The following is a 25,772-nucleotide window of genomic DNA, read 5'->3' on the forward strand; positions in this document are numbered from 1 at the left end:
GAAACCAAAAGAACTTAACCGAACTTCACATCGCCGCTTCATTTTTCGCCCGTAGCTTCTTCGCCTGGCTTTCCAGTAGCAGGTAACAGATCAGCGCCAGCAGCAGCGGGATAAAGTAATACAGCACACGGTAAGCGAGCAGGGCGGCGATAATTGTGCCTTTGGATGTATGCTCCCCAGCCAGTAGCGCGATAAACACCGCTTCCAGCACACCAATTCCCGCCGGAATATGCACGATGACGCCAGCAATACTACTAACCAGCAACACGCCCAGTACAAAGAAATAGTTCACGCTTTGACCAAGTAACAGCCAGATAATCGCTCCCATTACCATCCAGTTAACGCTGGAAATCAGCATCTGGGCGAGGGCAAATTTCCATGAAGGCAGCACCAGCTTTTGCCCTTTGATGGTCATATGGCGGTGCTTTGCGAAAGCGCAAAACCACAAATAAACCGCGATAATCATCAGTAAGCCAAGGCCGAGAATGCGCAGCGTGGTTTGATCGACATACCAGTGATCCGGCAGTTCCACCACGCCTGCGGTAAAGATAATCCCTGCCAGTAAAATATAGCCCAGCCAGTTGGTGGTAATACTGAGCGAGAAAATTCGTGTAATAGTGCTGCCCGGTAACCCTAGCCGGGAGTACAAACGATAGCGCATACCAATGCCGCCGACCCAGGTACTGAGCGTCAGGTTGAAGGCGTAGCAGATAAACGACACCAGCATCACCTGGCGCATCGCCAGTTTGTGACCGCAGTAAGAGCGGGCTAGCAGGTCATAACAGCCGTATATCAGATAGCTGATGACCACCAGCCCAACCGCACTGAGCAGCGCAACGCGATTGTAGTCGCGGATGACCTTCCAGACCTCTTCCCAGTCTACCTTTTTGGCGTAGACCACCAGCAACACAATCACCGCAATAAAAAACAGCCAGGTGAGGATCTTCTTTACCCGGCGCCAGCGTGGATGCGATTTACTCATCAGGGTTTTACCCCCGTGTTTTCCGCTTCTACCCGATCCTGCGTTTCCATTGTCGGTTGTGCGGGGGGATCAACCTGTGCCAGACGCGGCGTGTGTGCCGGAAGCCAGCCCACCAGCGCCGGGAAGTGGCGTAAAAAGTGGAACGCCAGCACGCTTTTGGTCAGGTTCCACCAGGTGCGTTTCGGCAGCATGGTCTCATCTACCTGCTGACAATCTGCGGCGATAATGCCGTTAAGATTGTCTCGCAGCGTCTGGTTAAAATTACGATCGTGGATGATGACATTTGCTTCGAGATTCAGTGACAAACTGAGCGGATCGAGATTACTGGACCCTACTGTCGCCCAATGATCGTCCATCAATGCGACTTTGCCATGTAGCGGGCGGCGGCGGTACTCAAACACCTGAACGCCGCCTTTAACCAGATAGTTATACAGCAAGCGCGCGCCGACTCTGACAATGGGCATATCCGGTTCGCCCTGAATAATCAGTTTGATCCGCACCCCGCGCCGTGCCGCTTTACGCAAGGCGTGCAAAAATCGATAGCCGGGGAAGAAGTAGGCGTTGGCGATAATGACTTCCCGCCGCGCCTGAGTGAGCATTTTCAGATAGTGACGCTCAATATCGCTGCGATGTTCTTCGTTATCGCGCCAGACCAGCAATACCTGCGCTTCTCCCGGCTGGTGATTCTCTTCCGCTTTGTGATGACGTCGCCACCAGCGTCGGGCCGCGCTCTGTCCTGGCAGGTTTTCCAGCTCAAACTGGAGAATATCTTCGACAATCGGCCCTTCGAGGCGTACCGCGTAATCCTGTTTAGCCTCTGGACCGTAGCTGGACATATGCTCGGCGGAGTAATTCAGCCCGCCAATAAAGGCGATACGCGCGTCGATCACCACAATTTTGCGATGCATCCGGCGAAACACATTGGTGCGCATACCCAAAAGGCGAGGGCGGGGATCGTAGTAGCGGAACACCACGCCAGCTGCCGTCAATTCATTGACAAACTCATCGCTGAGATCCGGCGAACCGTAGCCATCCAGCAACACTTCCGCTTTAACCCCGCGTTGCGCTGCTGCCAGTAGTGCCGCATGCAGCTGTTTGCCGACGTCATCCTCAAACCAGATAAACGTTTCAAGAATGATGCGTTCTTGTGCCTCGCCAATCGCCTTAAACACCGCGGGATAATATTGCTCGCCGTTTTCCAGCAACTGGATCTTATTGCCTTCGCGCCAGCTACATTTCATAAATGAATCTCCGCACTTAAAGGGGCATGATCAGAAAGGTGTCGCCATGTCCGCAGCGGCAACGCGGTTGGTGCGCTGGCGCTGGCATTTTTGACGTAGATCCTGTCCAGTCGTAGTAGAGGAAATTGCACCGGAAACGTACGCGCCGGGCGTCCGTGGGCGCGGGTAAATATCTCATCCAGCCCGGCCTGCATTTTTAACGGATGACTAGCTTTTTGCCGCCAGTCGTTGAAATCACCCGCTACCAATACCGGTTCGCCGTCCGGCAGCTCATTCACCCATTCGGCGAGCATCGCAATCTGCGCCTGACGGTGCGCCTCACGCAGGCCCAAATGTACGCACATCACATGAATCGCTTTCCCGGTCATCGGCGGCACAATGCGGCAGTAGAGCACGCCGCGCTTTTCCGCACCATCGACAGAAACATCGCGATTTTCATAATGTTCAATGGGATAGCGTGACAGTATGGCGTTGCCGTGATGCCCTTCCGGATACACAGCATTGCGACCGTAGGCAAAATCGCTCCACATGGTGTCGGCAAGAAACTCGTAGTGAGATGTGTCGGGCCAGTTTTCTACACGCAGCGGATGAACTTCGTGCGCGCCCATCACTTCCTGCAGGCAAACAATATCGGCGTTGACGGTGCGCACGGCGTCGCGAAGTTCCGGCAAAATGAAGCGTCGGTTAAACGCGGTAAAACCTTTGTGAATATTGATGGTGAGCACCTTGAACGAAAAGTGTTGTGTTTGATCGGGCATAATTTTCCCGTTTTGGCCTCTTATCTCATTGAAATAGTGTAGTCGGCGTCACAAAAAGGTGCGGTCTTACGGAATTTTCCGTAAAGTTCGGTACTCTGAGTTAGTAGAGATAAATTCTTCAGGAGAGAAGCCATGAAGTGGCAACAACGTGTTCGTGTCGCAACTGGCCTAAGTTGCTGGCAGATTATGTTGCATTTACTGGTAGTGGCGCTGCTGGTGATGGGCTGGATGAGTAAAACTCTGGTTCACGTCGGCGTGGGATTATGCGTGCTGTATTGTGTCACCGTGGTGATGATGCTGGTGTTTCAGCGTCATCCCGAGCAACGCTGGCGAGAGGTGGCGGATGTGCTGGAAGAGCTGACCACCACCTGGTATTTTGGCGCGGCGCTGATTGTGTTGTGGCTGTTGTCCCGCGTACTGGAAAACAACTATTTGCTGGCTGTTGCAGGGCTGGCGATCCTTGCCGGCCCGGCGGTAGTGTCGTTACTGGCGAAAGATAAAAAATTACATCACCTTACGTCTAAACATCGCGTACGCCGCTGACCCTGTCGTGGCCGTTATGACCAATAGCGGCCACAAGCTGTTCCACACAATATCCAGACTCGCATCCTTCAAATAAATCTGCTTGGTAATGTCCGTAAAGTGGCGAATAGGGTTAATCCACGTCAGGTTTTGCAGCCACACCGGCATGTTCTCCACCGGCGAAACGTAACCGGAAAGCAGAATGGCGGGCATCATAAAGACGAACACGCCGATAAACGCCTGCTGTTGCGTTGAGCAGAGTGACGAAATCAACAGACCGAATCCCACCAGCGATAAACCGTAAATCACCATCGTAAAGTAGAACAGCGCCAGCGATCCGGCGAAGGGGATTTGATATGCCCATATACCAATGGCCAGCACAATGGTCGCCTGGAATGTGGCGACAATTAACGCCGGTACGGCTTTGCCGATAAATATCTGCCAGGTGGTGAGCGGCGAAACCAGGAGCTGATCGAGCGTACCTTGTTCACGTTCGCGGGCGACGGAAAGTGAAGTGACGATCATTACGCCAATAGTGGTTATCATGGCAATCAGCGACGGCACCACGAACCATTTATAGTCGAGATTCGGGTTATACCAGTTGCGTACCACCAGTTCGCTGTTGTTTGGCTTCGGTTTTCCTTCCAGCAGCTCCTGCTGATAATTTTTGACGATCTGTTGCAGGTAGTTGGCGGCTATTTGCGCACTGTTGGAGTTACGCCCGTCGAGAATCAACTGCAACGGCGCGGTCTGGAAGGTATCCAGTTTGCGCGAGAAGTCAGCCGGAAAACGTACCAGTAGTAACGCCTTTTGCGTGTCGATTGTCGGGCGGATCTCCTGCGGGCTTTTCAGTAGCAGCACATGGGTAAAGGCGCTGGCGCGGGCAAAACGTTGAGTAAGTTCTACCGAGTGCTCGCCGTTATCTTCATCGTAGATGGCGATGGTGGCGTTAGTCACTTCCAGCGTGGCGGCGAACGGGAACAGAATCACCTGAATCAGCACGGGTAAAATCAGAATTGCGCGGGTTTGCGGTTCGCGCAGCAGCGACTGCAACTCTTTGCGAATTAACGTCCATAAGCGATGAAACATGCTCTTCTCCCTAATCCAGCCGACGTTTGGTTTTAAGCCATGTCAGGCCGATAAACATCACCGCCGAAGCGATCAAAAACAGCACGTTCACCACCAGCACCACTGGAATATTCCCGGCGAGGAACAGGCTTTGCAGGGTGCTGACGAAGTAACGTGCGGGAATAATGTACGTCACCGCGCGGATCACCGCAGGCATACTGTCGATCTGAAAAATAAAACCAGAGAGCATAATCGACGGCAGGAAAGCGGCGTTCAGTGCCACCTGAGCGGCGTTGAACTGGTTGCGGGTAATTGTGGAAATCAGCAGCCCCATCCCCAGGGTACTGAGCAAAAACAGACTGGTAATAAAAAACAGGATCAACAGCGAACCGCGATAGGGCACACCGAGAATAAATACCGACACCAGCATACACAGCAGCATCGCCAGCATACCGAGAAAGTAATAGGGGATTAGCTTACACAGCAGCAGTTCCGTGCGGGTAATCTCCGTAGAGAGCAAAGCCTCCATGGTGCCGCGTTCCCATTCTCGCGCCACCACCAGCGAGGTGAGAATCGCGCCGATGACCGTCATGATAATGGTCACCGCACCGGGGATAATAAAGTGCTGGCTTATCGCCGCCGGGTTAAACCAGTAGCGGGTTTGTACATCAATAAGCGGTTCAAAAGTCTGCCCGTTATCCTCCGCTCGCTGCATTTGCCAGATCTGCCAGATCCCTTCGACATACCCCTGCACAAAGTTAGCGGTATTCGGCTCACTGCCGTCGGTGATCACCTGAATCGGTGCGGTGGCGTTGGCGCGCTCCATCTGTTCGGCGAAATCCACCGGAATAACCACCAGACCGCGAATTTTCCCCGCCTGCATTTTGGCGATCAGTTCCTGACGGTTATCGCTGATGGTGGCGTCGATGTAGGGCGAACCGGTCATGGTGTGGGTGAAATCCAGCGCCGCTTCGCTACGCTGTTCCAGTAAAATCCCGACGCGCAGCTTGCTGGAGTCGAGGTTAATGCCGTAACCAAAAATAAACAGCAGTAGCAGTGGGATCACCACCGCAATCAGCCAGCTACTCGGATCGCGAATGATCTGCCGCGTCTCTTTGACGCACAGCGCCCGCACGCGACGCCAGGAAAGGATCGGGTTACTCATTGCTATGCTCCTTATCCCAGTCGTGGATCAACTGAATAAAGGCTTGCTCCATAGTGGGATCGGGTTGCTCATCGTTGGCCGACTGCGCTTTCAAATCGTCCGGCGTGCCGCTGGCGATTAATTTCCCACGGTACACCAGGCCAATGCGGTCGCAATATTCCGCTTCATCCATAAAGTGGGTGGTGACCATCACCGTGACACCTTTCTCTACCATGCTATTGATATGCAGCCAGAATTCGCGGCGGGTGAGGGGATCAACGCCGGAAGTCGGTTCATCGAGAAACAGAATGTCCGGTTCATGCATCAGCGAACAGGCCAGCGCCAGCCGCTGTTTAAAACCTAATGGCAGTTCATCGGTCGCGTGGGAGGCGATACTTTTCAGGCCGAACGCCTCGCTCATACGGGAGATTTTTTCGTTCTGCGCCCGACCGCGTAAGCCATACACACCAGAGAAAAAGCGTAAATTCTGTTCGACCGTCAGGTTGCCGTAGAGCGAAAACTTTTGCGCCATATAGCCGAGATGCTGGCGCGCTTTACCAGAACTCTCTTTCAGATCCATCCCCAGCACCAGCGCCTGACCAGAGGTCGGCACCAGCAAACCGCACATCATCTTAAAGGTGGTCGATTTCCCTGCGCCGTTTGGCCCGAGCAAACCAAAGATTTCACCGCGTTTGACAGCAAAATTAACATGATCGGTGGCGGCAAAATCGCCAAACTTTTTGGTCAGCTCTTTCGCTTCGATCACTGTCTCGTCGGGTGTACCTTCTACCGTATGCAATATTGCGCCCAGCGGCGATTCCGAGGTTCCAGCGCCGCCCAGCAAATCAATAAACGCATCTTCAAAGCGGGGCGTGGTTTGGCTGATGTCGATTTCCGGCATCCCGTCGGCGCGGCGAATATCGTCTGGCGTGGCCTCTTTTTTGAGGATCAGGCGTACCGATTTCCCCTGAATCATGCCGTCGCTGACCTGCGGCAGTTTTAATGCCCGTTGTAGCAGTTTGCGGTTGCCCTCGTGCGGGCTGGTCATCAGAAAGCTACGTCCGGCCATGGTTTGCGTCAGGGCCGTCGGTTCTCCCTGATATAACAGCTCGCCTTCGTTCATCAGAAGCACGTCGCGGCACTGTTCGGCTTCGTCGAGATACGAAGTACTCCAGAGAATTAACATTCCTTCGCCTGCCAGTTCGTGCACCATCTGCCACAGCTCGCGCCGTGAGATGGGGTCGACGCCGACGCCCGGTTCATCGAGCAGCAACACTTTTGGTTCGCCCACCAGGGTACAGGCCAGGCCGAGTTTTTGCTTCATCCCGCCGGAGAGCTTACCCGCCAGGCGTCCGGTAAACGGGCCAAGAGACGTAAACTCCAGTAGGCGAGCAAAAGTCTGCTTCCGCGCTTCACCGGTGACGCTGCGCAAATCCGCGTACAGATTGAGATTCTCCATCACCGTGAGATCTTCATACAGACCGAATTTCTGCGGCATATAGCCGAGCACGGCGTGCAGCGCAGCGTCGTTTTTGATCGGATCAAAGCCAATCACCGTGGCGCTGCCGCTGTCGGGTTTCAGTAATCCCGCCAGCATCCGCATCAGCGTGGTTTTGCCCGCTCCGTCCGGCCCCACCAGCCCCGTCACATAACCAGCATGAATGGTACAATCGAGCGGCGCGACGGCGGGCTTGTCCATGCCCGGAAAGCGTTTTTCCAGGCCGTTCAGCGTGATAACGGCATCATTCATGTCCTGCCTCGTTACCGAATTGCACCGTCACCGGCATTCCCTGGCGTAACGCATCATCGGCGTCGGTCACCACAATACGCAGGCGATAGACGAGGTCGGTACGCAGATCCGGCGTTTCGACGGTTTTCGGGGTAAATTCAGCAGTCGGCGAAACGAAACCAATCTGCCCGTGATAGGGCTTATTCGGGCGACCATCGGTATAGAGCAGCACTTTGCGCCCCGGCTGGGCCTGGTCAAGATTACGTTCATCAACATAGGCACGCACCCATACCGGACGTGTCAGTGAAACGGTAAACACCGTGCCACCTTCATTAAGCACCGTGCCAGGCTCCACCGCGCGGGTTAACAGCGTGCCATCAGAGGGGGCTACCAACGTTGAGTCCTGTAAATTCAGCTCCGCCTGTGCCAGTTGCGCCTGCGCCTGTTCGAGGCTGGCTTTCGCCTGGGCGATGTCCTGTTCGCGGTTACCGGAACGGTACTGACGCAATTTATCCTGCGCTGATTTCAGCGTTGCCTGGGCCTGGTCGCGCGAGGAGCGGGCATTTTCCAGGTCATTTGCCGAAATGGTGCGGCTTTTCCACAATCCTTGCTGGCGGTTATAGAAGTTCTGCGCATAGTCATAGGCGGCTTGCGCCTGTTTCACCGCTGCGGCGGCCTGAGCGATTTCTTCATCGCGATACCCGGCAAGCATCAGGTCATACTGAGCCTGAGCCACCGAAACGCCCGCTTTCGCCTGCATCAGGGCAATCTCATACGGCTTGTGATCCAGCTCGCCCAGCACCTGACCCGCTTTGATAGCATCACCTTCGTCCACCGCCAGCGATTCAACGCGACCCCCGACACGGAAGCTCAGATTTACGGTGCGAATATCCACATTGCCATACAGCGTCAGGCCGTTATCCTGGCGGCTTTGATACCACCAGTAGCCTCCGGCAATCACGGCGGCAAGAACCACTACCGCCAGTCCAATTACGACAGGTTTTTTCATCACTACAAACTCCTTTGCGATAATCCTTGCAAAATCAGGTCGATATGACAGGTTACCGTCTGGTTAATCAGTTCGGTCTTTTCTTCATCGAACGCGGTCCAGCCGGTACGTAACAGAATCGTTTCTTTGCCGAGACGAAACGCCAGAATCTCGCCAATCAGCGCATGGGTATGGAGGATCATGCGGGTATCGTTGGCGTCGCAGCCGGTCCAGGCGGCAATCAGGCGTGTAAGATGGCTGTGTAGCGGGCTAATCACCTGTTCATGCACCAGATGGTAGGCCGCCGTGGGGGAGAGCTGTTCACGGGAGATAAACTTGCTGAGGTTGACGGTGTCATCCTGGGTGAGCAGTTGGATCATGTTCCTGCAGGCGCGAAGGATCAGTTCGCGGATAGCGGCGCGATCCGGCTGTGGTTGTGCGAACAAGCGTTCGGCCTCTTCGGCGTGCGGACGGAACTGCTCGCCAATAAAATCGGCAATCCACTGGGCGCAGGCGAGGTACAAATCTTCTTTCGAACCGAAGTAATAGGTAATGGCAGCGATATTCTGCCCGGCCTGGGCGGCGATATCACGGGTGGTGGCGTTCATTCCATACTCACCAAACTGTGCCAGTGCCGCAGCAATCAGCTGTTTTTTCGCCTGTTCACCTTTGGTTGTCATGGCAGGACTATTCATAGCACAGCCCATTCTTAATCAAATGATTGATTAAGATTATGACTCATTTTTAGCGTTGTCCAGTATGGTCAGGAATTTTAGCAACGCCAGTCACAGGGATAATTTATGCGCTGCGTCACAAAAACTGCTACACTCCGCTCCCTCATGACATTGTGGTTTTTGTCATTTTCCTTTTCAGTATCTCCCTGAAAACTACACCGGTAACGGTCGGGGCGGTTCGGAGTAGTTATGTCTTTCGATTCTTTGGGTTTAAGCCCTGATATCCTGCGCGCCGTTGCCGAGCAAGGTTACCGTGAACCCACCCCTATTCAGCAGCAGGCGATCCCTGCGGTGCTGGAAGGCCGCGACCTGATGGCCAGTGCCCAGACCGGCACGGGCAAAACAGCGGGCTTTACGTTGCCGCTACTACAACACCTGATTTCCCGCGAGCCGCACGCCAAAGGGCGTCGTCCGGTACGTGCGCTCATTCTTACCCCGACCCGTGAACTGGCGGCGCAGATTGGCGAAAACGTCCGTGATTACAGCAAATACCTGAACATTCGTTCGCTGGTGGTGTTTGGTGGCGTCAGCATTAACCCGCAGATGATGAAATTACGTGGCGGCGTTGATGTTCTGGTGGCAACGCCGGGGCGTTTGCTGGACCTGGAACATCAGAATGCGGTGAAGCTGGACCAGATAGAAATCCTCGTCCTCGATGAAGCTGACCGTATGCTCGACATGGGCTTTATCCACGATATCCGTCGCGTGTTAACAAAACTGCCCGCGAAGCGCCAGAACCTGTTGTTCTCCGCGACCTTCTCTGACGATATTAAAGCCCTGGCGGAAAAACTGTTGCACAACCCGCTGGAAATCGAAGTGGCACGCCGCAATACCGCGTCTGATCAGGTGACCCAGCACGTTCACTTTGTTGATAAGAAACGCAAACGCGAATTGCTGTCGCATATGATTGGTAAAGGGAACTGGCAGCAGGTGCTGGTGTTTACCCGTACCAAACATGGCGCTAACCATCTGGCGGAACAGCTTAATAAAGATGGTATCCGCAGTGCGGCGATCCATGGCAATAAATCGCAAGGTGCACGTACTCGCGCGCTGGCCGATTTTAAATCGGGCGATATTCGTGTACTGGTGGCAACTGACATCGCTGCGCGCGGTCTGGATATCGAAGAGTTGCCGCACGTCGTCAACTATGAACTGCCAAACGTACCGGAAGATTATGTCCACCGTATCGGGCGTACCGGTCGCGCGGCAGCTACCGGTGAAGCGTTGTCGCTGGTATGTGTTGATGAACACAAACTGCTGCGTGATATCGAAAAACTGCTGAAAAAAGAGATCCCGCGCATTGCGATTCCTGGCTATGAGCCGGACCCGTCAATCAAAGCGGAACCAATCCAGAATGGTCGCCAGCAACGTGGCGGCGGCGGTCGTGGGCAAGGTGGTGGTCGCAGTCAACAGCAACCTCGCCGTGGGGAAGGTGGCGCAAAATCTGCAAGCGCGAAACCTGCAGAAAAACCATCTCGTCGCCTCGGCGATGCCAAACCGGCAGGCGAACAACAACGTCGTCGCCGTCCGCGTAAACCTGCCGCTGCGCAGTAATCTTTTGATGCCGGGCTATGCCCGGCATCAGGCTGATGACAAACGCAAAACTGCCTGATGCGCTACGCTTATCAGGCCTACGTGAAATCTGCAATATATTGAATTTCCATGCTTTTGTAGGTCGGATAAGGCGTTTTCGCCGCATCCGGCATTTCACAACAAGCACTTGTCAGCAATTTGAGAACGCGGAAAAAAGATTTCTCTGTTTTACCGCCCATAAGCCACCCGAGACGTTACTTTTCTATAGCCAATTGTTCGCGCAACTCCATTAAAAGGTAGCCCAGTCGATTCTTGCCCTTACCATTACCACCGTCTCCCCAGTAAGCATCATTTTCCGTATGCTCAACCAGTTTTGCGGACGCTGTTGCCAGTAAGAGCACGCGCAGTTCTGCATGCTGTTCGAATTTAGCGCGAAGAGCTTTACGCATCACCTGTTCTTTGACCGACTCCCAGTTTTTACGCAGAGGCTTAGAACGATCGCGACCCAAGCGTGCGGCGACCATGGGGGAAGAAACCCGACGGATCTCTTCGCGGTATTTTTCATCAAGGAATTTTTGTGCCTGGAAATAGTGTTCTGAGGTGGGCCAGGTTTTCCCGTCAACCTTAATGGGCCAGGCGGCAAAGTTAGAAAAATCACCGTAGTCATCGCCGGTGTTGTAGAAATTTATGGTGGTGTCTTGCATGACGTGTTGGGTCCTTTGTGTTCGAACGGGCATTAAACCGCATTATGTTGGTTGTTATTGCGAGCCGCTTTCCAGAAACAGAAAAACCATTACCCCTGAAAACCGAAAAATGCCACAATATTGGCTGTTTATACAGTATTTCAGGTTTTCTCATGGCATTAACCGCCGCGCTTAAAGCGCAAATCGCCGCCTGGTATAAGGCGCTTCAGGAACAGATCCCCGACTTTATTCCCCGTGCGCCGCAGCGGCAGATGATTGCGGACGTCGCCAAAACGCTGGCCGGAGAAGAAGGGCGGCATCTGGCGATTGAAGCCCCCACCGGCGTTGGGAAAACGCTCTCCTATTTGATTCCCGGCATCGCCATTGCCCGCGAAGAGCAAAAAACGCTGGTGGTGAGTACCGCCAACGTGGCGTTGCAGGATCAGATCTACAGTAAAGATTTACCGCTGCTGAAAAAGATCATTCCCGATCTCAAATTTACCGCCGCTTTTGGGCGTGGGCGCTACGTTTGTCCGCGTAATCTGACGGCGCTCGCCAGTACTGAACCCACGCAACAGGATCTGCTGGCGTTTCTTGACGACGAGCTGACGCCGAACAATCAGGAAGAACAAAAACGTTGTGCGAAGCTGAAGGGCGATCTCGACACTTATAAATGGGATGGTCTGCGCGATCATACTGATATCGCCATTGATGATGATCTCTGGCGTCGTTTGAGTACCGATAAGGCCAGTTGTCTTAACCGCAACTGTTATTACTATCGCGAATGCCCGTTTTTTGTTGCCCGTCGGGAGATTCAGGAAGCAGAAGTGGTGGTGGCAAACCATGCGCTGGTGATGGCGGCGATGGAAAGCGAAGCCGTATTACCTGACCCGAAAAATCTGCTGCTGGTGCTGGACGAAGGTCATCACCTGCCGGACGTGGCGCGGGATGCGCTGGAGATGAGCGCCGAAATCACCGCACCGTGGTATCGGCTACAGCTGGACTTGTTCACCAAACTGGTCGCTACCTGCATGGAGCAGTTTCGCCCGAAGACGATCCCACCGCTGGCGATCCCTGAGCGTTTGAATGCGCATTGTGAAGAGTTGTATGAGCTTATCGCCTCGTTAAACAACATTCTCAATCTCTACATGCCTGCCGGGCAGGAGGCAGAGCACCGTTTTGCGATGGGCGAACTGCCTGATGAAGTGCTGGAGATCTGCCAGCGGCTGGCGAAACTCACCGAGATGCTGCGTGGTCTGGCGGAGTTATTTCTTAACGATTTAAGTGAGAAAACCGGCAGCCACGATATTGTGCGTCTGCACCGTTTGATTTTGCAGATGAACCGCGCGCTGGGGATGTTTGAGGCGCAAAGCAAACTCTGGCGGCTGGCTTCGCTGGCGCAATCTTCCGGTGCGCCAGTGACCAAATGGGCGACGCGGGAAGAACGCGACGGGCAGCTGCATCTCTGGTTTCACTGCGTGGGGATCCGCGTTAGCGATCAACTGGAAAGGCTGCTGTGGCGCAGTATTCCGCACATTATTGTCACCTCCGCGACCTTGCGATCGCTGAACAGTTTTTCGCGTTTGCAGGAGATGAGCGGGCTGAAAGAGAAAGCGGGCGACCGCTTTGTGGCGCTGGATTCCCCCTTCAACCACTGCGAACAGGGCAAAATTGTTATTCCCCGGATGCGCTTTGAGCCTTCCATTGACAACGAAGAACAGCACATTGCTGAAATGGCGGCGTTCTTCCGTGAGCAGGTGGAGAGCAAAAAACACCTCGGTATGTTGGTACTGTTTGCCAGCGGGCGTGCGATGCAGCGGTTTCTCGACTATGTGACGGATTTACGGTTGATGTTGCTGGTGCAGGGCGATCAGCCTCGCTATCGCTTAGTTGAACTGCATCGCAAACGCGTCGCCAACGGTGAGCGCAGCGTACTGGTGGGCTTACAGTCTTTTGCCGAAGGGCTGGATTTAAAGGGCGAGCTGCTAAGTCAGGTGCATATCCATAAAATTGCCTTTCCACCTATTGACAGCCCGGTGGTGATCACCGAAGGGGAGTGGCTGAAAAGCCTCAATCGCTATCCGTTTGAGGTGCAAAGCCTGCCGAGCGCCTCGTTTAACCTGATCCAGCAGGTCGGGCGTTTGATCCGAAGCCACAGCTGCTGGGGGGAAGTGGTGATTTACGATAAACGCTTGCTGACCAAAAACTATGGCAAGCGACTACTGGATGCATTACCGGTATTTCCGATTGAGCAACCGGAAGTCCCTGAAGGTATAGTTAAAAAGAAAGAAAAAGCGAAATCCCCACGTCGTCGGCGGCGTTAATGATGTGAGTCAGGTAAGGAGTCGTAAATGGACTATCGCAAAATCATTAAAGAGATCGGGCGCGGGAAAAACCACGCGCGCGATTTAGACCGGGATACTGCGCGCGGTCTGTATGCCCATATGCTCAACGGTGAAGTCCCTGACCTTGAGTTGGGCGGCGTATTGATTGCGCTGCGTATCAAAGGGGAAGGGGAAGCAGAGATGCTCGGCTTTTACGAAGCCATGCAAAATCACACCATCAAGCTGACGCCGCCAGCAGGCAAGCCGATGCCCATCGTCATCCCCAGTTACAACGGCGCGCGTAAACAGGCCAACCTGACGCCGTTGTTGGCGATTCTGCTGCATAAACTCGGTTTTCCTGTGGTGGTTCACGGGGTTAGCGAAGATCCAACCCGCGTGCTGACAGAAACCATTTTCGAACTGATGGGTATTACGTCAACGTTGCACGGCGGGCAGGCGCAGGCGAAGCTCGACGAACATCAACCGGTGTTTATGCCTGTGGGCGCGTTTTGCCCGCCGCTGGAAAAACAACTGGCGATGCGCTGGCGGATGGGTGTGCGTAACAGTGCGCATACCCTGGCGAAACTGGCGACGCCATTTGCCGAAGGTGAGGCGCTGCGTCTTTCCAGCGTTTCACATCCGGAATACATTGGACGCGTCGCGAAGTTCTTTAGCGATATTGGCGGACGAGCGCTGTTAATGCATGGCACTGAAGGTGAAGTTTATGCTAATCCGCAACGCTGCCCGCAAATCAATCTGATCGACCGTGAAGGGATGCGGGTGCTGTATGAAAAACAGGACACTGCTGGCAGCGAGCTACTGCCACAAGCCAAAGACCCGGAAACCACGGCGCAGTGGATTGAACGTTGCCTGGCTGGCAACGAACCGATTCCCCAGTCACTAAAAATCCAGATGGCTTGCTGCCTGCTGGCGGTGGGCGAAGTGGCAACCATTAGCGACGGCCTGGCGCGCGTTAATCAGGCATTTTAATTTTTCTCTCCGCCGGATGAGCACTGTCATCCGGCCTTTACCCCACCGCAATATGAAATTCCTGCATCTTTATTGACCTTCCCGCGTCTGGCGCGCAGCATAAAAAAGCAACAGGCATATAACATAAACAGGAGTTAACTATGGAAAGTGGTCATCGCTTTTATGCGCAGACGCTACACCGTTTTATTCAGGCTGTATTTCGTCAGATGGGGAGCGAGGAACAGGAAGCAAAATTAGTTGCCGATCATTTAATCGCGGCAAATCTGGCTGGGCATGATTCACATGGTATTGGCATGATCCCAAGCTATGTGCATTCCTGGCGCCTGGGTTCTTTGCAAATCAACCATCATGCCAAAATTATCAAAGAGGCGGGGGCTGTGGTCACGCTTGATGGCGATCGCGCATTTGGTCAGGTGGCGGCACACGAAGCGATGGCGCTGGGGATTGAGAAAGCGCATCAGCACGGCATTGCTGCCGTGGCGCTACATAACTCGCATCATATCGGCCGAATCGGTTATTGGGCGGAACAGTGCGCGGCGGCGGGGTTTGTCTCTATTCACTTTGTTAACGTGGTCGGTATTCCAATGGTTGCACCGTTCCACGGCCGCGACAGCCGCTTTGGCACCAATCCGTTCTGTGTGATTTTCCCACGTAAAGATAATTTCCCACTGTTGCTTGATTACGCCACCAGCGCCATCGCATTTGGTAAAACTCGCGTCGCCTGGCATAAAGGTGTCCCCGTGCCGCCAGGCTGCCTGATTGATGTTAACGGCGTCCCGACGACAAATCCGGCGGTCATGCAGGAGTCGCCGTTGGGTTCGTTGTTGACCTTTGCCGAACATAAAGGCTACGCCTTGGCGGCGATGTGTGAAATTCTTGGCGGAGCGCTTTCTGGCGGTAAAACGACGCATCAGGAAACGTTACAAACCAGTCCCGATGCCATTCTTAACTGCATGACCACTATCATCATCAACCCGGAACTGTTCGGTGCGCCGGATTGTAGCGCGCAGACCGAAGCCTTTGCCGAGTGGGTGAAAGCTTCGCCGCATGATGAAGATAAGCCGATTTTGCTACCGGGTGAGTGGGAAGTGAACACGCGTCGCGAACGGCAGGAGTTGGGGATCCCATTGGATGCGGGAAGCTGGCAGGCCATTTGTGATGCGGCGCGACAGGTTGGTATGCCGGAAGAGACGTTGCAGGCTTTCTGTCAGCAGTTAGCCAGCTAAAAAAAAGCCCGTCCAGTGTCGGACGGGCAAACAAGGGTAACATAGGATCAATGAGGGTTAGAGCATATGCGTCTGTCGGCAAACAGACAGGGAAATACTTTTGCTGGATGTAGCGTAAACGCCATATCCGACCAACGGTTCGGATTTTGTAGGCCTGACAAGACGGGGTAGCGTCGCATCAGGCATCTGTTGTCGGATGCAGTGTAAACGTCTTATCCTACTTACGAATTACTTATAGATAACCGCAGTTCCGCTTAATTTATTGTTGTTGGTGGCGGAAGTAATGCTGTATCCACTAGCCCCAGCAGCTGCAGCTTTCTCAGCCAGTTTCGCTTCCAGGGCATCGAGGGTGGATGCGCCATCGGCAGAAACTACGCCGATTTTGTTCATGCTCTGTGCCTGGGATGCCGTTACCGGTTCCGCGGCAAATACGCCAAATGACAGAGTTGAAAGAGCCATAGCAGCAACAACAGTATTGATAGTTTTCATAATTAATCTCTCGCAGGTGATTTTTGTTTAAGTGACGTTGTTTCGTCGATGTGATGAGTATCACGTTTTTTTACGAGAGATAAAATCGAAGAGAATTGACCGCCTTGTTCAAATAAATTGATTGATATCTAACATATTGATAAACCATTTATTTGTTGTACTTATGGACCCGTTTTATATCGCATGGTAGTCACGGCAGCGTTAAAGGCACGGAATGCCACGCAAAATACAAATTATACTCGCTATACATTCCGCCTGTTGCAGTTAACGTAACTGGCTGTCTTTCGAACCTCTGCGATTATATCCTGTATAAGCTGGTTTTTGTAAATCTTTCTCCTGCTGACAATGAATGCATAAGCGCACGCCAGGAATGGCTTCCCGACGGGCCTGCGGGATGGGGGTGCCACACTCTTCACATTCATACAGGCTTTCGCCACGCGGAATTTCACCCCGAGCGCGAGCGATCGCATCTTCAATTGTACTGTTGATCTGTTCGTTGACGGCGTCATCGTTAGCCCAACCGGATGCCATATCGTCCTCCCCATATCAATGCTTGTACAGTTAAGTGTAGCTAATATAGGATCGAACTCGGGCAGTTCAAGCATCAGATCTCCGACCATTCCCGCAGCAGATTATGATAAAGATTGAGCAGCGACAGGATCTCTTCACTTTCACCGTAGCGGCTTTTCAGCGACTGAATATTGTTGTCCAGTTCAAACAGCATGGCGCGCTTTTTATCATCGCGGATCATCGACTGGATCCACATAAATGATGCCACTCGCACGCCGCGGGTTACGGGTGTCACGCAGTGCAGGCTGCTGGAGGGGTATAACACCAGATCGCCTGCCGGAAGTTTTACCCGATGTTGTCCGAAGGTGTCATTAACGACCAGTTCGCCGCCGTCGTAGCTTTGTGGATCGCTCAAAAACAGCGTGGCAGAAAGGTCAGTGCGCATCCAGCCGTTTTGCGGGTGACTGCGTACTGCACCATCCACATGAAAACCATAGGTTTCATTGTTCTGATAGCGATTAAACAGTGGCGTGGAAAGGGTACGCGGCAAGGCAGCGGCAAAGAACAAAGCATGTTGGTTAACCGCGTTCAGCACCTCATTTTGCAATTCGGCGTACAGGGCGCTGCGGATATCAACTTGCTGATTGTTCTTAACTTGTGCGCCTTGTGCGCCGGTGGTGACGCGTCCATCAACCCATTCGGCTTGTTCCAGTTGTTCAAGAAAACGCGCGACGTCCTGTGGCGATAACACGCCGGGAATGTGGTACATCATATAGGTTCTCCAAAAAGTGGGGCCTACGCCCCACACCGATTTTTAACAGTCATGCCGGATGCGGCGCAAACGCCTTATCCGGCCTACAAAAGCATGCAAATTCAATATATTGCAGAGTTCACGTAGGCCTGATAAGCGCAGCGCATCAGGCAGTCCTGTTCTCGCCATCAACATTAGTGAGCCCTGCACCCCACATCTGAATCAGAAATGCATATTGGCGGTGAGCAGGAACGTTCTTGGTTCGCCCGGGTGATAACGATAGCCGCTCTTGTTGATCGAGGCGACGTAATCGGTATCAAACAGGTTGTAGACGTTTAGCTGGAAGTCGAGATTGCGATTAACCCGATATCCCAGTTTGGCATCGGCGACCCAATAACCTTCGGTAAACGCTGGCGTTCCCACCGCGCCGTCTGAACCTTTATGCATACTGCCGATGTAACGCGCGCCCGCGCCAACGGAAATATCATCAGTTGCCTGATATTGGCTCCATAAGGTAAAGGCGTGTTCCGGCGTATATGGCAGAGATGATGAACCATCCTGAGCCACATCCGCGCCATTTTTTATGGTCGCTTTTTGCTGGGTGTAGCCGCCAATCACCTGCCACGCGGGCGTGATATTCCCGGCCACGGATATCTCATAGCCTTCGACGCGTTTCTTACCGTATTGTGAGTAAGTCCCGTCATCGTTTTGCTCAACTTCATTTTCGATATCAGTACGGAACAGCGCGGCGGTAAGCAACAGGCGTTTATCCAGCACCTGCCATTTGGTGCCAATCTCAGTGGTGTTGGCTTTTTGCGGTTTAAAGTCGGTGCGGCTGGCACTGTTACCGCTGCCAGACTGCGCAAGGGCGAAATTACTGCCGCCTGGTGGTTGTTGGGAAATGGCATAGTTAATATAGACATTGCCGTTTTCCGTCAGGTGATACAGCGCCCCGGCTTTCCAGTTGACCAGATTGCCCGACTTGGCAGTGTCGACGGTGGTGACCGGAGAACCGTTTGCCACGCCAGCAGGGCAGGTGACTGCGCCGCGTCCACTGCCGCCGCAGGCGGTAGCACTGTCGTATTCAGTATGATAATTGTCCAGCCGAACTCCGCCGTTCAGCTCAAAATCACGGGTGATTTGCAGCGTATCGAAGGCATAAATTGCGAAGGTATCCGTCTGACCATTGGCGTTTGCGCCATTGCGCGTCAGGCCGCCGGGATGAATGCTGCTGTCAGGATGATAAATATTCACCGCCGGTAACGTCACCGGATTAACGCCGTAGTTGGTCTGCGTTTCACGGGTAAATTCCACGCCAGTACTAACATCATGACCGATAGAGCCGGTATAAAATGTGGTAGTCAGGTTGGTCTGGTTGGTGAGAATTTTATTACTCACATCTTTGGTGTTCGCCGTACGTGACCAGGTCCAACTATTCACATCGCTGGTGGGCTGGGTAATATTCGACGCCCCACCCATAATCGCCGTCATCAGGTAATCCTGCTTCACGCGCGACCAACGCGTAGTATTGCGAATGGTGGTGTTATCGTTGATGTCGTGTTCAAAACGCATGGTGGCGGTATCGGTGGTCGAATCGTCGTAATCGGAATCCGTGCCATAAAAGTTATGCGTATCTACTTTTCCGGAATGATTCAGTGCCGCCGTTCCCGCAGATGGGGCGGAATAGCCGGGCAAACCGATGGTCGGAATACCGCCGTCTGGCGTGTTGTGCTGGGTGACATGCAGATAATTAAGATACAAACGATTCGCTGTGCCAAGGCCAAAAGCTACAGAAGGGGCGACGCCGTAACGCTCATTTTTGACTTTGTCGCGTCCGGCATCGTGCGTTTTTTCGCCCATCACATTCAGACGCACCGCGGAGGTATCGCCAATCACCTGATTGACGTCCAGCGTGCCGCGGCGGAACCAGGCGCTGCCAATACTGGCGGAGGCGTCAATGCCGGAATCATTGCGCGGCTGCTTGCTGATCATATTGATCGAGCCCGTCGGCGCGCTGCGCCCGTAGTCGGTGCCGGACGGCCCTTTAATCACTTCGACCTGCTCAGTATTGAAGGTGTCGCGCGAGACGCTGCCGATATCGCGAATGCCATCAATATAAATACTGTTAGAGGTGTCGGCACCGCGCATATAAATGGCGTCGCCAGTGGTGGAGTTACCGTTCTCACCAGCAAAAAATGCGCCTACGCCGGGGACGTTTTTGAGTGCGTCGGTAAGGTTAGTCGCGCCCTGATCTTTAATCACCTGTTCGGAAATCACCGTCATCGTGCGGGTCGTATCCGCTACCGGACGCGAGAATTTCGGATCGGCAGATTGTTGTGGCGCATAAAGCGAAGGCGTTGATGCTTCGACAACCAGCGTGTCATCCGCGTTAGTTTGTCCTTCGGCGGCGAGTACCTGTGCCACAGGCGTGATGCCAATACAAAGACCGGCAAAGAACGTGAGCGAATGAAATTGTCTGGCAGGGAAATTGCGATTGTTTTCCATTTAGCAGGTGACTTTTTCTTATATGTTTAAGTTTTCACTGTCACGAGAAAGCATCTCTGCAGATGCGATGCCACTGTTAATCCCGTAATAGTGTTCGTGAAAGTGATAATAATTTTGATAAGCATTATCACTTGGCGCGATTTTCTATCACCCATTACGCGAAAAAGAAATACATTTATTTACATTGCGTTCATATTTGATGTTTTTTGATTACAAAACAGGCGAAAACTGCATCCAGAGGCGAATGCAGTTACGTTGGTGGGGTTATTTGTAGATGGTTGCAGTACCGAACATCTGGTCATTTCCGCCTGCGGAATTAATGACATAACCTTTCGCGCCTTGTTCGCGCGCTTTTTCTGCCAGTTTATCCTCCAGATCGCTTAGGTTTGATGCGCCAGTTGCTGAAACGGTACCGGCGGGCCGTAGCTGACCGCTGTCCTGGTTACTCAGAGGCTGCGCGGCATAAGCCGTGAAGGTGATTCCGCTCAGGACGGTGGCAATCAGTAGTGCGAGGCACTTTTTCATAATGACATCCTCAGAAATACAACGAGTAGTGCCTGATAAGTGTAGGTCGCCTGTGCGATGCAAATGACGCAAAAAATTGACAGAGATGTGCTTATTTTTTGAACGATATATTTTTACAAAATAAGACAAATCAATGACATGCATGATGCTGATTTTTATGGTGAATTGCTATAAGCCATAGTCATGTTAAGGTCTTTCGAAATGATAAACGCAGCCAGATATTTACCCTGTCGCGTTATGCGGGTATCTTACGCCGCTGCTTAAAGGAGAATGCTATGTCCGCCCAGAAACCGGGGTTGCATCCGCGCAACCGTCATCACAGCCGCTACGATCTCGCCACACTTTGTCAGGTCAATCCTGAACTCAAGCAATTCCTCACGCTTACACCCGCCGGGGAGCAAAGCGTAGACTTTGCCAATCCGCTGGCGGTGAAAGCGCTCAATAAGGCGTTGCTGGCCCATTTTTACGCCGTAGCGAACTGGGATATCCCGGACGGTTTTCTCTGCCCGCCAGTACCGGGCCGGGCGGATTATATTCATCACCTTGCCGATTTACTGGCTGAAGCAAGCGGAACAATTCCAGCTAATGCCAGCATTCTGGATATCGGCGTTGGTGCGAACTGTATTTACCCGCTGATTGGCGTACATGAATATGGCTGGCGTTTTACCGGCAGCGAAACCAGCAGCCAGGCGTTAAGCAGTGCGCAGGCGATCATCAGTGCTAATCCGGGGCTTAACCGCGCCATTCGTCTGCGTCGGCAAAAACAGAGCGGGGCGATTTTTAACGGTATCATCCACAAAAACGAGCAATACGACGCGACCTTGTGTAACCCGCCATTCCACGATTCCGCCGCTGCGGCACGGGCAGGTAGTGAGCGTAAACGCCGTAACCTTGGGCTGAACAAAGACGATGCACTGAACTTTGGTGGTCAGCAACAGGAGTTGTGGTGTGAAGGCGGTGAAGTCGCCTTTATCAAAAAGATGATTGAAGAGAGCAAAGGCTTCGCGAAGCAGGTGATGTGGTTTACCTCGCTGGTATCTCGTGGTGAAAACTTACCGCCGTTGTATCGTGCTCTGACGGATGTTGGCGCGGTGAAAGTGGTCAAAAAAGAGATGGCCCAGGGGCAAAAGCAGAGTCGCTTTATTGCCTGGACCTTTATGAACGACGAACAGCGTCGCCGTTTTGTCAATCGCCAGCGTTAAAGCGTTGGCTCCCCCGGCGGCAGCGGTTCTGCCGGGGCCGCGCCCGGAGCAGGAAGCACCTGATAAGTCTGCACTGGCGCGCGAACACCTGCTAGGTCGAAATGCTTTTTCACCTGGCTGTCGAGGGCAAAGCGTACCGTCCACTGTTTGAGTGGCAGGGTGGTGAACGAAACACGCAGTGTAAATGCGGTATTGCTTAAGCCGACAATCCCGGCAAAGTTCGGTTCACCAATAATCAGCCCGCGAATTTCTTCGTTTTCCATCAATTCCGCTACCGCATCTTTCAGTGCCTGATTGGCTTTATCAGCATCTTCATGGCGATCAACATCGTAATTTGCCACCACCGAACCAATGCCGCGGACGAAGTTAGCAAAGGTGGTTATCGAAGACCACGGAATGATGTGATACGCCCCGGTATCCTGACGCACGCCCACGGAGCGAATCGACATCCGTTCAACAGTGCCGGTCAACGGCCCGATAGTAACCAAATCTCCAGTGTTCATGCCGTTTTCAAACTGAATAAATACCCCGGTGATAATATCTTTCACCAGCGTTTGCGAACCAAACGAGATAGCCAGACCTAATGCCCCGGCACCTGCCAGCAATGGCGCGATATTGACGCCGATTTCCGACAACACAATCATGATGGTGATGGTACTGATAATCACCGCCAGCGCGTTGCGAAACAGCGTCAGCAGGGTACGCGTGCGGGCGCTGGGTAGCGGGCGGCCATGAATATCCGAAGCCAGCCGGTTTTCGATCAAACTGGCGAGCACCGTCCAGCCAACCGCCGAGAAGAAAAGAATGAGTGCGATACGGATCAGGATATCCACGGTTTTCTGCCCCGCGCCGTTTTGCAGCCAGTTCCAGAAATCGAACAATCCCCATGCGCTCAACAGCAACATTACCGCCACGCTGACTGTCAGAATACGCGCCGTTTTCAGCGCCGCCGAAAGCCAGCCATTCAGCCGTTTTTGCAGCTCCGGATAGTTACGTTGAGTATGTGGCGAGAGAGTGATGGTTTTCGCCAGCCAACGGGAAAACATACCGGAAACAAACGCCGCGATACCAATAATCGCCAGGCTGCGCACCGTTGCGCCCATCATAAATTTCAGGCTGTTTCCTGGATCGAACAACGAAAAGAAAAACAGCACGATAAAATAGGCGCTTGCCAGCCAGTGCCACACCAGCGCAAAGGCGCGGATAAACAGGCTGAAAAAGGCCAGCGAATGCTCCGCAAAGTTGAGCAAATGCTGGGTAATCTCTTTTTTATTACGAAAGATCAGGAACAACGCCCAGACGGTCATGCACAGCATAATGATGACGTTCGCCAGCGCGCCAATTTGTACATTCACCTGATTAGAGATAATCGGCACTGCCACAATCAGGCCATAACCTATCAAACTGCTTAACCAGCTAAGGCGGCGACTCCAGTAACGGGCGCTCTCGTCCTGAATCGTGAACGGGCGCAGCTCCGCCACGTTTGGGCAAAAAATCAGGCGTAGTACGGCTTTGAAAAATTCAATCAGGGCAAAGGCGTTGAGAAACAAACTTTGTTGGAAAGCGATGGTGCGACTGCCCGCATTCAGGTTGTCGCTTAATACCTGGCCGACAAATAATGTCAGCGCCAGTAACAGCAGGTCGATAATAAACGCTCCGATAATCATCGCCGGAAGCTGCAACCAGTTACTGCGCTCACGATTTTTTTGCCGCGCCCACTGGCCCATTTTGCGATACAGCGGCAGCGCGCACAGGCGAATCAGCCAGTAAAAACCAAACACTAAAACCGCTAATATTGAAAAATGGGTCAGCGCATTGCTGAAGGTTTGTGGATTAAACGGCTTATGCGGGGAGCCAGTAATATTGCGATAAAGTTGCCCGAAGCGGGCGGAAAGGGCTTCACCATAATGGCGGCTGACTTCGGTGACTTTTTGCAGCACGGTTTGCTCTTCAACCAGCGTCGGCGGCACGATCTTCGGTACCGGTTCAGCAGGAGGCGTGGCGGCGACGGTGCGCAACTGGTCGATCAACTCTTTACGTGAGGTGTCGTTATCCAGCACATCCGCCAGTGCGCCATAGGCCGCTTTTTTTTGTTCGATATCCGGTTCCGGGGCCGGTTCAGTCGTTGAGTCCGTTGTCGTTGTGGTTGTAACGCCGGGTATGGATACCGCGTGGGCAGGTGCGCCCAGTAGGCAGAAGAGGATGAACAGGATCCACCGCATGACTCCTCCAGTGAGAAAACAGAGCAAAAAGATAAGTATAGATGCTGGGGGAGGGGCGATTTTAAATGAGAGGAATCTGGTGTGCCTCCCTTTCGGGTGAAAGGGAGGAAGGGATATTAAGCAGGTTGCTGACAACGTGCGGGCTTTTTGCCGGATGCGGCGTGAACCCCTTATCCGTCCTACAAGTTCATGCAATTTTAATAAGTTGCCATATATCCTGTAGGCCTGATAGGCGTAGCGCATCAGGCAATGTGTCTTATTAAGAGACGTGCTGTAAAAATTCCTGCAAGCGCTGGCTCGGCGGATTCTTGATCAACGCCTGCGGATCGCCATCTTCCGCAATCCGTCCTTTGTCGATAAAGATCAGGCGCGAAGCTACTTTCTCGGCAAAACCGATTTCGTGGGTCACGATCACCATCGTCATCCCTTCTTCAGCCAGATCCTGCATAACCTTCAGCACTTCATGGCGCAATTCCGGGTCAAGAGCGGAAGTCGGCTCATCAAACAGCATCATTTTCGGCTTCACCGCCAGCGCGCGGGCAATCGCTACACGCTGCTGCTGACCACCAGAAAGTTCGGAAGGGTAGTGGTGTGCACGTTCTGCCAGACCGACTTTCGCCAGCAGTTCACGTGCCAGTTTTTCCGCCTCTTCTTTGTTCGCGCCACGCACGCGTAGCGGACCAAACATGACGTTTTCCAGCGCCGTCAGATGCGGGAAAAGGTAAAACTGCTGGAACACCATACCCGCTTCCTGGCGAATCAGGCGCTCGTCAACTTTCGGATCGTTAACCTTCAGACCATCGACAATCAGATCGCCGGAGGTTATCTCTTCCAGTTTGTTGATGCAGCGCAGCAGAGTCGATTTACCGGAACCGGACGGCCCGATAATCACCACGACTTCGCCCTGGGCAATATTCAAATCGATATTGTGCAGCACCTGGGTTGGGCCAAAGTGCTTGGAGACGTTTTTAAATTCAATCACAGGATTTTCATCCTTCTTTCCAGACGACGCAGAATAAAGCTCAGCACCAGGGTAATAATCAGATAGAACACCGCCACGGCGCTCCAGATCTCAAGGGCGCGGAAGTTACCAGCAATAATTTCTTGCCCCTGACGGGTCAGTTCTGCCACGCCGATAACAATAAACAGCGATGTATCTTTAATGCTGATGATCCACTGGTTACCCAGTGGCGGCAGCATACGACGCAGTGCCAGCGGTAAAATGACGTAGCGAATGGTTTCCCAACGTGAAAGGCCGAGCGCCAGTCCTGCTTCACGAAAACCTTTGTGGATTGACAGCACCGCTCCACGCGTGATTTCCGCAATGTACGCGCCGGAGTTGATCATGATGGTGACCACCGCCGCAGTAAACGGGTCGATGCGTAAGTCGTTAAACGCCATCGGCAGGGCGAAGTAGATAAACATCACCTGGACGACGATAGGTGTGCCGCGGATCACTTCAATAAAGACCAGCGCGACGTGGTTGGCTATCCAACCACCGAAGGTGCGTGCAAAACCTGCCGCCAGTCCGATAACCAGGCCGCCAGCCAGACCGAGGACCGAAATCCACAGGGTCATTTTGGCGCCTTCAATCAGAAGCGGAATGGCAGGCCAGATGGCACTCCAGTCAAACTGCATATGTTGTT

General features: G+C 53.2%; 23 protein-coding genes. 6 read left to right on the forward strand and 17 right to left on the reverse strand.

What is annotated here, in order from left to right:
* Window positions 1–25: 25 nt before the first annotated feature.
* The 3 genes from FEM44_RS18445 to FEM44_RS18455 are packed head-to-tail and all read right to left on the reverse strand — an operon-like array spanning window position 26 to window position 2,981.
* A complete protein-coding gene (locus FEM44_RS18445) occupies window positions 26–982 on the reverse strand; it encodes a lysylphosphatidylglycerol synthase domain-containing protein (protein WP_135522974.1) in 957 nt (318 codons plus the stop codon).
* The gene (gene clsB, locus FEM44_RS18450; RefSeq protein WP_135522973.1) at window positions 982–2,223 is read right to left on the reverse strand and encodes a cardiolipin synthase ClsB; all 1,242 of its coding nucleotides are present in this window, start codon (window positions 2,221–2,223) and stop codon (window positions 982–984) included. Before clsB ends, FEM44_RS18445 begins: the two co-directional genes overlap by 1 nt.
* The gene (locus FEM44_RS18455; protein ID WP_135522972.1) at window positions 2,220–2,981 is read right to left on the reverse strand and encodes an endonuclease/exonuclease/phosphatase family protein; all 762 of its coding nucleotides are present in this window, start codon (window positions 2,979–2,981) and stop codon (window positions 2,220–2,222) included. Before FEM44_RS18455 ends, clsB begins: the two co-directional genes overlap by 4 nt.
* A gap of 132 nt (window positions 2,982–3,113) precedes the next feature.
* On the opposite strand from FEM44_RS18455, the gene FEM44_RS18460 reads away from it, so the two are divergent.
* Entirely contained in the window at window positions 3,114–3,524 is a 411-nt protein-coding gene (locus FEM44_RS18460) for a YbhQ family protein (protein WP_064530095.1), read from the forward strand.
* Here FEM44_RS18460 and FEM44_RS18465 read toward each other — a convergent pair.
* Genes FEM44_RS18465 through cecR form a run of 5 tightly spaced genes read right to left on the reverse strand, consistent with a single transcriptional unit; the run spans window position 3,486 to window position 9,127 of the window.
* A complete protein-coding gene (locus FEM44_RS18465) occupies window positions 3,486–4,592 on the reverse strand; it encodes an ABC transporter permease (protein ID WP_000469031.1) in 1,107 nt (368 codons plus the stop codon). The genes FEM44_RS18460 and FEM44_RS18465 overlap by 39 nt on opposite strands.
* A 10-nt stretch (window positions 4,593–4,602) precedes the next feature.
* Window positions 4,603–5,736, reverse strand: a complete 1,134-nt coding sequence (locus FEM44_RS18470) for an ABC transporter permease (RefSeq protein WP_000070112.1) — start codon at window positions 5,734–5,736, stop codon at window positions 4,603–4,605.
* Window positions 5,729–7,465 (reverse strand): ATP-binding cassette domain-containing protein, encoded by a 1,737-nt coding sequence (locus FEM44_RS18475; protein WP_135522971.1) that lies wholly within the window; start codon window positions 7,463–7,465, stop codon window positions 5,729–5,731. The genes FEM44_RS18470 and FEM44_RS18475 overlap by 8 nt, the downstream gene beginning before the upstream one ends.
* A complete protein-coding gene (hlyD, locus tag FEM44_RS18480; RefSeq protein ID WP_135491098.1) occupies window positions 7,458–8,453 on the reverse strand; it encodes a secretion protein HlyD in 996 nt (331 codons plus the stop codon). Before hlyD ends, FEM44_RS18475 begins: the two co-directional genes overlap by 8 nt.
* A gap of 2 nt (window positions 8,454–8,455) precedes the next feature.
* Complete coding sequence (gene cecR, locus FEM44_RS18485; protein ID WP_024191852.1) at window positions 8,456–9,127, reverse strand: DNA-binding transcriptional regulator CecR; 672 nt, start codon at window positions 9,125–9,127, stop codon at window positions 8,456–8,458.
* A gap of 228 nt (window positions 9,128–9,355) precedes the next feature.
* Between cecR and rhlE the strand changes: the two genes are divergently transcribed.
* Window positions 9,356–10,720, forward strand: coding sequence for an ATP-dependent RNA helicase RhlE (gene rhlE, locus FEM44_RS18490; RefSeq protein ID WP_130214883.1), 1,365 nt, complete (start codon window positions 9,356–9,358; stop codon window positions 10,718–10,720).
* A gap of 233 nt (window positions 10,721–10,953) precedes the next feature.
* Here the strand turns inward: rhlE and ybiA are convergent, their stop codons facing one another.
* A complete protein-coding gene (gene ybiA / locus FEM44_RS18495; RefSeq protein WP_135522970.1) occupies window positions 10,954–11,436 on the reverse strand; it encodes an N-glycosidase YbiA in 483 nt (160 codons plus the stop codon).
* Between the two features lie 119 nt (window positions 11,437–11,555).
* On the opposite strand from ybiA, the gene dinG reads away from it, so the two are divergent.
* The 3 genes from dinG to hcxB all read left to right on the forward strand — a co-directional run bounded on the left by dinG (window position 11,556) and on the right by hcxB (window position 15,922).
* On the forward strand, window positions 11,556–13,706 hold the full coding sequence (gene dinG, locus FEM44_RS18500) for an ATP-dependent DNA helicase DinG (protein WP_135522969.1): 2,151 nt from the start codon (window positions 11,556–11,558) through the stop codon (window positions 13,704–13,706).
* A 27-nt stretch (window positions 13,707–13,733) separates the two neighbouring features.
* On the forward strand, window positions 13,734–14,696 hold the full coding sequence (gene ybiB, locus FEM44_RS18505) for a DNA-binding protein YbiB (protein WP_135522968.1): 963 nt from the start codon (window positions 13,734–13,736) through the stop codon (window positions 14,694–14,696).
* A gap of 140 nt (window positions 14,697–14,836) precedes the next feature.
* Window positions 14,837–15,922: a hydroxycarboxylate dehydrogenase HcXB gene (gene hcxB, locus FEM44_RS18510; protein ID WP_135522967.1), complete on the forward strand. Its 1,086-nt coding sequence runs from the start codon at window positions 14,837–14,839 to the stop codon at window positions 15,920–15,922.
* A 228-nt stretch (window positions 15,923–16,150) separates the two neighbouring features.
* Here the strand turns inward: hcxB and ybiJ are convergent, their stop codons facing one another.
* The 5 genes from ybiJ to mcbA form a co-directional block, all read right to left on the reverse strand.
* Complete coding sequence (ybiJ, locus tag FEM44_RS18515) at window positions 16,151–16,411, reverse strand: DUF1471 family protein YbiJ (protein WP_000849307.1); 261 nt, start codon at window positions 16,409–16,411, stop codon at window positions 16,151–16,153.
* 264 nt (window positions 16,412–16,675) lie between these two features.
* The gene (gene ybiI / locus FEM44_RS18520) at window positions 16,676–16,942 is read right to left on the reverse strand and encodes a C4-type zinc finger protein YbiI (RefSeq protein ID WP_029305370.1); all 267 of its coding nucleotides are present in this window, start codon (window positions 16,940–16,942) and stop codon (window positions 16,676–16,678) included.
* Between the two features lie 73 nt (window positions 16,943–17,015).
* Entirely contained in the window at window positions 17,016–17,693 is a 678-nt protein-coding gene (ybiX, locus tag FEM44_RS18525) for a PKHD-type hydroxylase YbiX (RefSeq protein ID WP_135486463.1), read from the reverse strand.
* 201 nt (window positions 17,694–17,894) lie between these two features.
* Complete coding sequence (locus tag FEM44_RS18530) at window positions 17,895–20,177, reverse strand: catecholate siderophore receptor Fiu (protein WP_135522966.1); 2,283 nt, start codon at window positions 20,175–20,177, stop codon at window positions 17,895–17,897.
* Between the two features lie 264 nt (window positions 20,178–20,441).
* A complete protein-coding gene (gene mcbA / locus FEM44_RS18535; protein WP_010347475.1) occupies window positions 20,442–20,702 on the reverse strand; it encodes a DUF1471 family periplasmic protein McbA in 261 nt (86 codons plus the stop codon).
* Between the two features lie 275 nt (window positions 20,703–20,977).
* On the opposite strand from mcbA, the gene rlmF reads away from it, so the two are divergent.
* A complete protein-coding gene (gene rlmF / locus FEM44_RS18540; RefSeq protein WP_167850670.1) occupies window positions 20,978–21,904 on the forward strand; it encodes a 23S rRNA (adenine(1618)-N(6))-methyltransferase RlmF in 927 nt (308 codons plus the stop codon).
* Here the strand turns inward: rlmF and ybiO are convergent.
* From ybiO to glnP, 3 genes are all read right to left on the reverse strand, one after another.
* Window positions 21,901–24,126 carry a mechanosensitive channel protein gene (gene ybiO, locus FEM44_RS18545; RefSeq protein ID WP_135522964.1) on the reverse strand — a complete coding sequence of 742 codons (2,226 nt, stop codon included), beginning with the start codon at window positions 24,124–24,126 and terminating at the stop codon, window positions 21,901–21,903. The two genes, rlmF and ybiO, sit on opposite strands and share 4 nt — an antisense overlap.
* Before the next feature lie 259 nt (window positions 24,127–24,385).
* The gene (glnQ, locus tag FEM44_RS18550; RefSeq protein ID WP_032302757.1) at window positions 24,386–25,108 is read right to left on the reverse strand and encodes a glutamine ABC transporter ATP-binding protein GlnQ; all 723 of its coding nucleotides are present in this window, start codon (window positions 25,106–25,108) and stop codon (window positions 24,386–24,388) included.
* Window positions 25,105–25,764 carry a glutamine ABC transporter permease GlnP gene (glnP, locus tag FEM44_RS18555; RefSeq protein ID WP_061090926.1) on the reverse strand — a complete coding sequence of 220 codons (660 nt, stop codon included), beginning with the start codon at window positions 25,762–25,764 and terminating at the stop codon, window positions 25,105–25,107. The genes glnQ and glnP overlap by 4 nt, the downstream gene beginning before the upstream one ends.
* Window positions 25,765–25,772 lie beyond the last annotated feature (8 nt).

The sequence above is a fragment of the Escherichia sp. E4742 genome, assembly GCF_005843885.1.
Taxonomy (GTDB): Bacteria; Pseudomonadota; Gammaproteobacteria; order Enterobacterales; family Enterobacteriaceae; genus Escherichia.

Excerpts from the sequence above, each read along its gene's own strand:
- FEM44_RS18445 (WP_135522974.1), bottom strand. The coding sequence starts at position 982 with ATGAGTAAATCGCATCCACGCTGGCGCCGGGTAAAGAAGATCCTCACC.
- clsB (WP_135522973.1), bottom strand. The coding sequence starts at position 2,223 with ATGAAATGTAGCTGGCGCGAAGGCAATAAGATCCAGTTGCTGGAAAAC.
- FEM44_RS18455 (WP_135522972.1), bottom strand. The coding sequence starts at position 2,981 with ATGCCCGATCAAACACAACACTTTTCGTTCAAGGTGCTCACCATCAAT.
- FEM44_RS18460 (WP_064530095.1), top strand. The coding sequence starts at position 3,114 with ATGAAGTGGCAACAACGTGTTCGTGTCGCAACTGGCCTAAGTTGCTGG.
- FEM44_RS18465 (WP_000469031.1), bottom strand. The coding sequence starts at position 4,592 with ATGTTTCATCGCTTATGGACGTTAATTCGCAAAGAGTTGCAGTCGCTG.
- FEM44_RS18470 (WP_000070112.1), bottom strand. The coding sequence starts at position 5,736 with ATGAGTAACCCGATCCTTTCCTGGCGTCGCGTGCGGGCGCTGTGCGTC.
- FEM44_RS18475 (WP_135522971.1), bottom strand. The coding sequence starts at position 7,465 with ATGAATGATGCCGTTATCACGCTGAACGGCCTGGAAAAACGCTTTCCG.
- hlyD (WP_135491098.1), bottom strand. The coding sequence starts at position 8,453 with ATGAAAAAACCTGTCGTAATTGGACTGGCGGTAGTGGTTCTTGCCGCC.
- cecR (WP_024191852.1), bottom strand. The coding sequence starts at position 9,127 with ATGAATAGTCCTGCCATGACAACCAAAGGTGAACAGGCGAAAAAACAG.
- rhlE (WP_130214883.1), top strand. The coding sequence starts at position 9,356 with ATGTCTTTCGATTCTTTGGGTTTAAGCCCTGATATCCTGCGCGCCGTT.
- ybiA (WP_135522970.1), bottom strand. The coding sequence starts at position 11,436 with ATGCCCGTTCGAACACAAAGGACCCAACACGTCATGCAAGACACCACC.
- dinG (WP_135522969.1), top strand. The coding sequence starts at position 11,556 with ATGGCATTAACCGCCGCGCTTAAAGCGCAAATCGCCGCCTGGTATAAG.
- ybiB (WP_135522968.1), top strand. The coding sequence starts at position 13,734 with ATGGACTATCGCAAAATCATTAAAGAGATCGGGCGCGGGAAAAACCAC.
- hcxB (WP_135522967.1), top strand. The coding sequence starts at position 14,837 with ATGGAAAGTGGTCATCGCTTTTATGCGCAGACGCTACACCGTTTTATT.
- ybiJ (WP_000849307.1), bottom strand. The coding sequence starts at position 16,411 with ATGAAAACTATCAATACTGTTGTTGCTGCTATGGCTCTTTCAACTCTG.
- ybiI (WP_029305370.1), bottom strand. The coding sequence starts at position 16,942 with ATGGCATCCGGTTGGGCTAACGATGACGCCGTCAACGAACAGATCAAC.
- ybiX (WP_135486463.1), bottom strand. The coding sequence starts at position 17,693 with ATGATGTACCACATTCCCGGCGTGTTATCGCCACAGGACGTCGCGCGT.
- FEM44_RS18530 (WP_135522966.1), bottom strand. The coding sequence starts at position 20,177 with ATGGAAAACAATCGCAATTTCCCTGCCAGACAATTTCATTCGCTCACG.
- mcbA (WP_010347475.1), bottom strand. The coding sequence starts at position 20,702 with ATGAAAAAGTGCCTCGCACTACTGATTGCCACCGTCCTGAGCGGAATC.
- rlmF (WP_167850670.1), top strand. The coding sequence starts at position 20,978 with ATGTCCGCCCAGAAACCGGGGTTGCATCCGCGCAACCGTCATCACAGC.
- ybiO (WP_135522964.1), bottom strand. The coding sequence starts at position 24,126 with ATGCGGTGGATCCTGTTCATCCTCTTCTGCCTACTGGGCGCACCTGCC.
- glnP (WP_061090926.1), bottom strand. The coding sequence starts at position 25,764 with ATGCAGTTTGACTGGAGTGCCATCTGGCCTGCCATTCCGCTTCTGATT.